The organism is Deinococcus pimensis DSM 21231 (genome assembly GCF_000519345.1).
Lineage (GTDB): Bacteria > Deinococcota > Deinococci > Deinococcales > Deinococcaceae > Deinococcus_A > Deinococcus_A pimensis.
Map to the genome: position 1 here is coordinate 30,165 of NZ_KI912627.1, position 9,439 is coordinate 39,603.

Here is a 9,439-nt window from a genome sequence, read left to right on the forward strand (position 1 = left end):
CGCCGCGAACGTGGCGCGCGAGGAGGAGGTGCGGGCGCTCGTGGCCTTCGCCGAGGAGCGCTTCGGACGCGTCGACCTGATGGTCTCCAACGCCGGAATCGCGGTCGGGACGGACGAAGCGTCGTCCGACAGGGAGTGGGACCTCATCTGGAACGTGAACGTGATGGGGCACGTGTACGCGGCGCGCGCCGCGCTGCCCGGCATGCTGGCGCGCGGCGAGGGGTACCTGCTGAACACCGCGTCGGCGGCGGGTCTGCTGACGGAACTGCACTCCGCGCCGTACGCCGTGACGAAGCACGCGGCGGTCGCGTTCGCGGAGTGGCTCTCCGTGACGTACGGTTCACGCGGCGTCCGTGTGAGCTGCCTGTGCCCGGAGTACGTGCGCACGCCGATGGTGGAGAACGCGGGCGCGGACTGGGAGCAGATCCGAGCGGGCGCGATCACGGTCGACGAGGTCGCGGACGCGGTCGTGGCGGGCCTCGCCCAGGAGCGCTTCCTGATCCTCACGCACCCCACGACGCTCCCGGCCTTCCAGGCGCGCGCGGCGGACCACGAGAAGTGGCTGGCGCGGATGCGCGCCTACCGCGAGAAAGCGTTCGGGGAGCGCGCGTGACGACGCGCGACACCGCTCCCGTGCGGCCGGGCGAGGAACTCGACACGGCCGCGCTGCGCGCGTACCTCGCCGGGCGGCTGGGCGGCGCTCAGGATCTGCACGTGGAGCAGTTCCCCGGTGGGCACTCGAACCTCACGTACCTCCTGCGGCTCGGGGAGCGCGAGCTGGTGCTGCGGCGCGCCCCGCTGGGTCCGGTCGCGCCGAGGGCGCACGACATGATCCGCGAGTACCGCGTGCTGGAGCGCGTGGGACCCCTGCTGCCCGAGGCGCCCGGCGTGGTGCTGCTCTGCGAGGATCCGGGCGTGCTGGGCGTGCCGTTCTACCTCATGGAGCGCCGCCGCGGCGTGATCCTGCGCCGCGAGGTGCCGCCCGAGTACGCGGGCGTCCCCGACCTCGCGGCGCGGGCGAGCGCGGCGCTCGTGGACGGCCTCGCGCGGCTCCACGCGGTGGACGTTCGCGCGAGCGGCCTGGTGGACATCGGGAAGCCCGAGGGGTTCCTCACGCGGCAGGTGGAGGGCTGGGCGGACCGCTGGGAGCGCGCGAAGGTGGAGCCCCTCCCGGAGATGGACCGCGTGATCGCGTGGCTGCGCGCCGAGCTTCCGCCCGAGGGGCCGCCCGCGCTCGTGCACAACGATTACAAGCTCGACAACGTGATGCTCTCGCCCCTTGACCCGGGCCGCATCGTGGCGGTCCTGGACTGGGAGATGACCACCGTCGGGGATCCCCTCGTGGACCTCGGGCTGACGCTGTGCTACTGGCAGCAGCCGACCGAACCCTTCGGGGCGTTCGGCGGGCCGGGCTGGTTCTCGCGCGACGAGTTCGTGGCGCGCTACGCCGCCGCGAGCGGGCGGGACGTGTCGCGCGCCCCGTGGTTCGAGGTGCTCGGCGCGTTCAAGCTCGCGGTGATCCTCCAGCAGATCTTCGCGCGCTGGCACCGCGGGCAGACCCGCGACGAGCGCTTCTCCCGGCTCGACCGGCAGGTGCGCGCCATCGTGGGCATGGCGCTCGCGCGGATGGAGTCCGCGTGAGCACCCTCACCCTCGTGCGGCACGGGCAGGCCACGCCCTTCGAGCAGGACACGGACCGCCTCTCCGAGCTCGGGGAGCGGCAGGCGCGGGCGCTCGCGCAGGACCTCGTGGAGCGCGACGTGCGCTTCGACGAGGCGTACTGCGGTGACCTCGTGCGGCAGCTGCGCACCGCCGAGGTCGTGGCGCGCACCTTCCGCGAGGCGGGACGGCCCTTCCCGGACCTCGTCGTGGACGAGCGCCTCAACGAGTACGGCGCGGAGGGCATCCTGCGGGTGCTCGCGCCGCAGCTCTCCCTCGCGAATCCGGAGTTCCGCGAGCTGATGCGCGCCAGCGAGGCCGCGCGCGGCGGAGCGGACCGCAACCGGCACTTCCAGCGGATGCTCGAAGCGCTGATGGACCACTGGCTCGGCGGGGAGTACGAACTGCCCGAGATGGAGTCCTGGGCGGACTTCGCGGCCCGCACGCGCGGCGTCCTGCACGAGATCGTGGGGCGCGGCGGCGGCGGGAGGCGGGTGGTGGTGTTCACGTCGGGCGGGGTGATCGGGCGGGCGGTGCAGCTCTCGCTGGACGCGCCCGACCACGCCATGCTGCGCCTGAACTGGCGCGTGAAGAACGCCTCGCGGACGGAGTTCACCTTCGGCGCGGGCAGGCTCTCGCTCGACGCGTTCAACGTCACGAGCCACCTGGAGACCGAGGGCCTCGAAAGCTACCGCTGAGCGCGCGACGAGAAAGAGCCCCGCACGTTCGTGCGGGGCTCTTCCTGTGCAGGGGTTACTCGACGGTGACGGCCATCTCGGTGGCCTTGCCGCTCGCGTCGGTGACGACGAGGGTGACGGTCACGGGGACGCCCGAGGGCTTGGCGATGTTCGCCTTGTAGGTGAGGGTGCTGCCGACGAGCGCGGAGGTGATGTTCACCTTCGCGGCGTTGAGCGAGGTGAAGTACTCGACCTTCGCGATGGCGCCGTCGTCCGTGAGGGTCGCGGAGAGGTCCACGTTGGCGCTGTTCCCGTTGCGCGTGGCGGTGAAGCCCGTGACGGTGGGAGCGGCCTGGTCGGCGACGACGGTGACCGTGGCGGGCGCGAAGGCGTCGCTGGCGAGGCCCGCGTCGTCGTGCGCGACGGCCGTGAAGTGCACGTCACCGAGGGTCGAGCCGGCCGTCCAGTCGAGCGTGTAGACGCCGTTGGCGAGGGTGCCCATCCCGAGGGACACGCCGTCCTGGAAGAACTCGACGTCCTTCACGCCGACGTTGTCGGAGGCCTGGGCGGTCAGCGTGACCATCTTGCCGGTCACGACCGTGGCCGACGAAGCGACGAGCGACGTCACGGCGGGCTTGGTGGTGTCGGCGACGGTGAAGCCGTAGGAGTCGGTGCTCGCGCTGTTGTTCCCGGCGTCGGCGACCGTGACGACGAGCGTGTATTTGCCGCTCGTGAGGGTGCCGAGGTCGAGGGCGGCGCTCTTGCCGTCCTGGGCCGTGACGATCTTGTCCGCCGCGACGGCGTTGCCGTTCAGGGTGGCGGTGACGCTCGTCACGCCGACGTTGTCGTCGAAGGCGACGGTCGCGCTGACGGGGAAGCCGCCCGCGACGGCGTCCCATTCCTGGGAGACGGTTTCCTTCGGCGTCTGCACGGTGGGCTTGGTGGTGTCGGGAGCCGTGGGGATCGTGAACTTCACCTCGACCGGCGCGGACTCGTTGCCGGCGGCGTCGACGACCTTGACCCAGACGGAGTAGTTGCCGGGCTGGTAGGTACCGCTGACGGGCAGGGTGAAGGGAGAGGTCGCGGCGGGCATGAAGGTCGTACCGTCGGTGCTGTACTGCACGCTGCCCTCACCCGTGACGGCGACGCTGGCCGTGCCGTCGGCGCTGGGCGTGACGGTGACGTTCTCGCTCGTGAGCGCGGGCGCGGTGCGGTCCACCGTGACCTTGACGGTCCTGGCGGTGCTGGCGTTGCCCTTCTTGTCGGTGGCGGTCACGCTGACGGTGTACACGCCGTCCGTGAGGTCCGCGAGGTCGACGCTGTAGCCCGCGTCGGTGGCGGTGGCGGCCATCGGGTTGCCGGCGGCGCCCTCGTCCTTCGCGACGGTGTACGTGACGGCGTCGATGCCGCTCTCGTCGGTCGCGGTGACGGTCAGGCTGACGCTCGCCTCCTTGGTGAGCAGGTCGGCGGGCACCGTGAGGGAGGGCGCGGTGGTGTCGGCGGGCGGGGGGGTGACCGGCGCGTCGATGGTGAAGGTCTTGACGGTGGTCGCGGAGGCGTTGCCCGCCGCGTCGTAGGCGACGATCTCGACCTTGTACTCGCCGGGGGCGAGGCTGCCGAACATCACGGAGTAGGAGCCCTGGCCCTCGACGGGAACGCTGACCCACTGACCGGGGACGCCGTCCTTCGTGAGGCGGTAGGAGATCCTGGTGACGCCGACCGCGTCGGTGGCGGGAATCTCGACCTTGACGTCGGTGCCGTTCGTGATGACGGTCGTCAGGGTGCCCACGACGGGCGCGGAGGCGTCGGCGGGCGTCGGGGTGGTACCGCAGGCGGCGAGGGCGAGGGCGAGGGTGATGGCCAGAGGCAGGATGGGACGACGCATAGGGAACTCCGTCGGGGCGGGCTCACCATTGGCTCCCTCTGTCCTGAGGTGACCGTGTACTGGGACAGAGATCTCAGCCTCCCTTTGATGTGGGATAGGACACATGCCGTGTCTGGATTCATGATAGTTAAGACTTCTTACACCTGTCTTACATATTTCTCAGAAGATGAGTCATTCAAAGAGGATTCCGTCCACGACGGGAGAGAGGGACGGTCTCGTGACCATCCCTCTCTCCCGTCCGGGCCTCTTCCTTCCTAGCGTCTCTGTTCCTGTTCCCACGGGCGGAGCGGTCCGCCCGTCCGGGCCTCTTCCTTCCTAGCGTCTCTGTTCCTGAAGAGCCCGCCAGTTCACCTTCCCCGTCGGGCCCTTCGGGAGGGACTCCACGAACTCCACCTCGCGCGGCACCTTGTACGCCGCCATCTGCTCGCGCGCCCAGGACGTGATGTCCTCCTCCGTCGCGCCCTCGTGCCCCGCGCGGCGCACCACGAGCGCGCGGACGCGCTCGCCCGTCCGTTCGTCCGGCACGGAGATCACGCAGGCCTCCAGCACCGCCGGGTGGCGGTACAGCGCCGCCTCCACCTCGGCGGGCCACACCTTCATGCCCGCCGCGTTGATCATCCGCTTGAGGCGGTCCACGAAGAAGAAATACCCCTCCTCGTCCACGCGGCCCAGATCGCCCGTGCGGAAGAAGCGCCGCCCGCCGAGCTCCACGAAGGCCTCACGGGTCGCCTCGTCGTTGTTCCAGTAGCCCGCCATCACCTGCGGGCCGCTCACCACGATCTCCCCCACCTCGCCCGGCGCGACCTCCTCCAGCGTCTCCACGTCCACCACCCGCGCCAGCGTGTTGAACGTCGGGATGCCGAGGCACTGCAGCTTCGGACGGTCCGCCGGGTTCGTGTGCGTCTGCGCCATCGTCTCCGTCAGGCCGTACCCCTCGATGAAGCGGATGCCGGTGAGCTCCTCGAAACGGCGCCCCACCGCCTCCGGCAGGGACGCCCCGCCGCCCGTCACGTCGCGCAGGCTCGCGAGGTCCTGGGCGCGCAGGTCCGGGTTCGCGAGGAGGTCCACCACCATCGTCGCGGTGTTCGTCCAGAGGGTGCAGCGCCGCTCACGGATGAGGGTCGTGGCGACCGCGCGGTCCCACCTCGTCATGATCACGCACTGCGAACCCCCGAAGATCGCCGCGAGCAGGCTGTTCACGAAGCCCGTCACGTGGAAGAACGGCAGCGTCGCGAGCAGCACGTCCTCGTTCGTCGCGGCCACCCAGGCGCCCGCCGACATCACGTTCGCCTGAACGCTGCCGTGCGTGTGCATCACGCCCTTCGGACGGCCCGTCGTGCCGCTCGTGTACGGCAGCAGCGCGAGGTCCGAGCTCGTCACGGGCACCACGCCGCCCGGCTCCCCCGCCAGGGCCTGCGTCCACGTCACGTCCGTCCCCTCCGCCGTTTCGGGCAGCGCGAAGAACTCCGGGACGGGCACGGGCGAGTTCGTCACGCCCGCCCCGAGGCTCGCGACCACCGCGTGCGAGAGGCCCGCCGCGCGCGCCTTCGGGTAGAGCTCCGCGCCCACCACGCCCACGCGGATGCCCGCGTCGTGCAGGAAGAACTGCAGTTCCTGCGGCAGCAGCATGGGGCTCAGCGGCACCACCACCGCGCCCGCGCGCCACACGGCGTGGCAGGCCACCGCGAACTGCGGGCTGTTCTGCAGCCACACCAGCACGCGGTCGCCGCGCCCCACGCCGTGACGGCGCAGGTACCCCGCGAGGCGCGCGGTCTCGTCGAGAAGCTCCGAGTAGGTCACCTCCCGCCCGTAGAACCACTGCGCCACCTTGTCCGGGTAGCGCGCGGCGCTCACCTCCAGGTTGTGGTGCAGGCTCGTGCGGGGCACGGCCACGCTGCGGGACAGGCCGCGCGGCCAGTAGGTCGCGGGCTGGGACGGATCACCGGCGGTGACGGTCATGACGCTCCTCTCGTGCAGGGGGGCGGGCGGCGTGGCCGCACGCGGACGTGACGGCGGACGGAAGCAAATTGAGGTTGACGTCAGTATAGGCGAACCGTGAGGAGGGGCGGCGAAGTCTGTAGGTCTTCGCGTTGACTTCACGAAGCGCGTGTGTCACGATTCCGTCACAGCCACCTCATATGCAGCGTCCCGGCGTGCCCCGCGCGTCCGGGCATGACGTTCCGTCCAGGCGAACGAGCGGCCACGCCGCTCGTCGCCGCCTCGCAAGGAGGAGATCGTGAAGACGACGCGGATGCTGGCAGGACTTCTCGTCTCGGGCGCCCTGACGCTCGGGGCCGCCCAGGCGCAGAGCAGCGTGAACATCGGCTACAGCGGACCCCTCTCGGGCGGCGCGGCCTTCTACGGCAAGGACGTCCAGACGGGCCTCGACATGGCCATCGACGAGATCAACAAGGCGGGCGGCATCACCGTGGGGGGCAGGAAGGTGAAGCTCAACCTCGTCTCCCTCGACGACAAGTACCTCCCGAACGAGACCGCCACGAACGTGCGGCGCCTGCTGTCGCAGAACAACACGCCGGTCATCTTCGTGCCGCACTCCGGCGGCATCCAGACGGTGCAGGGCTTCAACCAGCGCGACCCGTCGTTCCTGCTCGTCGCGTACTCCAGCGAACCGAAGATCCTGGAGGCGGGCAACAAGCTCACGTTCATGCTGCCGCCCACCTACGACCTGTACCTCAAGCCCTTCGCGAGCAACAGCATGAAGGCCTACGGCAAGCGGCTCGGGCTGATCGGCACGACCAGCGCGTACGGCAAGGCCTGGACGGAGGCCATCAGCGCCGAGTGGAAGCGGCAGGGCGGCACGGTCCTCGCGAACAACGGCGTGGACTACAACACCACCGTCGACTACACCGCCGCCGTCACGAAGGCCCTCGCGGAGAAGCCGGACGTGCTGTTCATCGGCGGGCCGTCGCAGCCCACCGCGCTCGTCGTGAAGGCCGCGCGCGAGCAGGGCTTCAAGGGCGGCTTCATGGTGATGGACCAGGCGAAGTTCGAGCAGATGGACCAGATCGTGCCGACCAGCATGCTGGAGGGCGCCATCGGCGTCATGCCCCTGCGCGACTACCGCGCGCCGGGCGCGCAGCGCTTCACGCGGGCGTACCAGGCGATCTACAAGCAGGTCCCCACCGCCGAGGCCGCGCTGAACTACATGGGCGTGTACATCGTGGCGCGCGCGATGGAGCTCGCCGGGAGCGTCACGGACGTCGACGCGATCCGCGCGAAGATCCCGCAGGCCGCCAAGGAGCTCCCGCCGCAGCGCAAGCTCGTGAACGTCAGCGGCGTGGACGAGCGCGGGCACCTCGAGGGGCAGCTCATCATGGGCATGTACAGAAGCGGCCGCCTGCAGCAGGTCGGACGCTGAGCGCCCGGGAGACGACGTGACGCTGTTCCTGCAGCAGCTCGTCAACGGGATCGCGCTCGGGAGCGTGTACAGCCTCGTCGCGCTCGGGCTCACGCTCGTGTACGGCGTGCTGCGCGTCCCGAACTTCGCGCACGGCGCGCTGTACATGGCGGGCGCGTACGTCACGTACGTGCTGCTCACGGCCGTGGGCTTGCCGTACCTCGTGGCGCTCGCGCTCGCGGCGGCCACGCTCGCGCTCGTCGGGGTGCTGCTCGAACGGCTGGTGTTCCACCCGCTGCGCGGTCAGCCGCAGGTGCAGGCGATGATCGCCGCGATCGGCGTGCTGTTCTTCCTGCAGGCGCTCGCGCAGCTCGTGTTCGGCGCGCAGTTCCGCGTGATGCCCAGTCCCTACGGGGGCGTGGTCGGCGTCCTCGGCGCGACCGTGACGCAGCAGCGCCTGCTCGTGATCGTCGCGGCGCTCGTGGTGATGGGCGGCCTGTTCTGGTTCCTCAAGCGCACCGTGACGGGCGCGACGATCGAGGCGATGGCGCAGAACCGCGCGGGCGCGCGGCTCGTCGGGATCGACACGGACCGCGTGAGCATGATGACCTTCGCGATCTCGGCCGCGCTCGCGGCGGTCGCGGCGGCGCTCGTGGCGCCCATCAACCTCGTGTCGCCCACCATGGGCGACGTGATCAACCTCAAGGTCTTCGCGATCATCATCCTCGGCGGGATGGGCAGCGTGCCCGGCGCGATCCTCGGCGGGTTCCTGCTCGCGCTCGCCGAGACCTTCGCGACGACGTACCTCAGCGCGGACTTCGCGGACGTGATCGGGTTCGCGCTGCTCGTGGTCGTGCTGGCGCTGCGCCCCAACGGGCTGCTGGGGAGGACCGCGTGACGCGCGCGCCCTCCCCGGGCTGGACCCTGGCGGCCCTGGGGCTCGCGCTCGCGCTGCTGTTCCCGCAGCTCTCCACGAACCGCTACTACCTCGACGTGCTCATCACGAGCTTCATCTGGGCGATCGCGGCGAGCGGCCTGAACGTCCTGCTGGGCTACACGGGCCTGCTGTCGCTCGCGCACGCGGCCTTCTTCGGGATCGGCGCGTACGGGACGGGCATCCTGATGCTCAAGTCCGGCTGGTCCTTCTGGGCGGCGGTGCCCGCCGCGGTGGTGCTCGCGTCCGTCGCGGGCGCCCTGCTGGGCCTCGTCGCGTTCCGCACTCGCGGCGACGCCTTCGCGATCTTCACGCTGGCCGTCGGGGTGATCGTCACGAGCGTCATCGGGCGCTGGGACGCGCTCACGGGCGGGCGTGACGGCCTCAACGGCGTGCCGCCCCCCGGGAAGCTCCTCGGGGTGGACTTCACGAAGGCCGCGAACTTCTACTACCTCGCGCTGCTCGCGCTCGTCGTGACGCTGTACGTCGTGCGGGCCGTGACGCGCGTGGGCGTGGGGCGCTCCTTCGTGGCGGTGCGCAGCAACGAGGACCTCGCGCGGGCCAGCGGCGTGAACACCTTCGCGCACAAGATGCGCGCGCTGATGCTCTCCACCGCCCTCGCGGGTCTTGCGGGCGGGCTGTACGCGGGCTACCTCGGCTACCTCGGGTACGCCGTGACGGGCGTCAACACGACCTTCACGCTGCTGCTCTACGTCATCGTGGGTGGCGTGGGCACGCTCGCGGGACCCGTGGTGGGCGCGCTGCTGGTGATGGTCGTGTCGCAGGCGCTGCAGGCCTTCCAGGATTACCAGCTCGTGATCTTCGGACCGCTGCTCGTGCTGCTGGTGCTGTTCGCGCCGCACGGGCTGATGGGGCTGTGGGCGCGCCTGACCGCGCGGCGTCCGCGCGTGGCGCCCGCGCCCGCC

At 70.8% G+C, this 9,439-nt stretch carries 8 protein-coding genes; 6 read left to right on the plus strand and 2 right to left on the minus strand.

What is annotated here, in order from left to right; translation table 11 throughout:
* The 3 genes from DEIPI_RS28150 to DEIPI_RS0103385 form a co-directional block, all read left to right on the plus strand.
* Positions 1–613 (plus strand): SDR family oxidoreductase (locus DEIPI_RS28150; RefSeq protein WP_084473913.1); only part of this gene is annotated, 613 nt, incomplete at its 5' end.
* Positions 610–1,641 (plus strand): phosphotransferase family protein, encoded by a 1,032-nt coding sequence (locus DEIPI_RS0103380; RefSeq protein ID WP_027480854.1) that lies wholly within the window; start codon positions 610–612, stop codon positions 1,639–1,641. The genes DEIPI_RS28150 and DEIPI_RS0103380, both read left to right, overlap by 4 nt.
* Positions 1,638–2,357, plus strand: coding sequence for a histidine phosphatase family protein (locus DEIPI_RS0103385; protein ID WP_027480855.1), 720 nt, complete (start codon positions 1,638–1,640; stop codon positions 2,355–2,357). The genes DEIPI_RS0103380 and DEIPI_RS0103385 overlap by 4 nt, the downstream gene beginning before the upstream one ends.
* A gap of 55 nt (positions 2,358–2,412) precedes the next feature.
* Here DEIPI_RS0103385 and DEIPI_RS0103390 read toward each other — a convergent pair whose 3' ends face one another.
* Complete coding sequence (locus DEIPI_RS0103390; RefSeq protein WP_027480856.1) at positions 2,413–4,221, minus strand: Ig-like domain-containing protein; 1,809 nt, start codon at positions 4,219–4,221, stop codon at positions 2,413–2,415.
* Between the two features lie 315 nt (positions 4,222–4,536).
* A complete protein-coding gene (locus DEIPI_RS0103395; RefSeq protein ID WP_027480857.1) occupies positions 4,537–6,180 on the minus strand; it encodes a long-chain-fatty-acid--CoA ligase in 1,644 nt (547 codons plus the stop codon).
* 292 nt (positions 6,181–6,472) lie between these two features.
* Between DEIPI_RS0103395 and DEIPI_RS0103400 the strand changes: the two genes are divergently transcribed.
* The 3 genes from DEIPI_RS0103400 to DEIPI_RS0103410 all read left to right on the plus strand — a co-directional run.
* Complete coding sequence (locus tag DEIPI_RS0103400) at positions 6,473–7,600, plus strand: ABC transporter substrate-binding protein (RefSeq protein WP_045233569.1); 1,128 nt, start codon at positions 6,473–6,475, stop codon at positions 7,598–7,600.
* Positions 7,601–7,616: 16 nt separating this feature from the next.
* Positions 7,617–8,477, plus strand: a complete 861-nt coding sequence (locus tag DEIPI_RS0103405; RefSeq protein ID WP_027480859.1) for a branched-chain amino acid ABC transporter permease — start codon at positions 7,617–7,619, stop codon at positions 8,475–8,477.
* Positions 8,474–9,439 (plus strand): branched-chain amino acid ABC transporter permease (locus DEIPI_RS0103410; protein WP_027480860.1); only part of this gene is annotated, 966 nt, incomplete at its 3' end. The genes DEIPI_RS0103405 and DEIPI_RS0103410, both read left to right, overlap by 4 nt.

Bases quoted from the DNA above. Each gene is read 5' to 3' on its own strand.
- DEIPI_RS0103390 (WP_027480856.1), bottom strand. From the start codon at position 4,221: ATGCGTCGTCCCATCCTGCCTCTGGCCATCACCCTCGCCCTCGCCCTC.
- DEIPI_RS0103395 (WP_027480857.1), bottom strand. From the start codon at position 6,180: ATGACCGTCACCGCCGGTGATCCGTCCCAGCCCGCGACCTACTGGCCG.
- DEIPI_RS0103400 (WP_045233569.1), top strand. From the start codon at position 6,473: ATGCTGGCAGGACTTCTCGTCTCGGGCGCCCTGACGCTCGGGGCCGCC.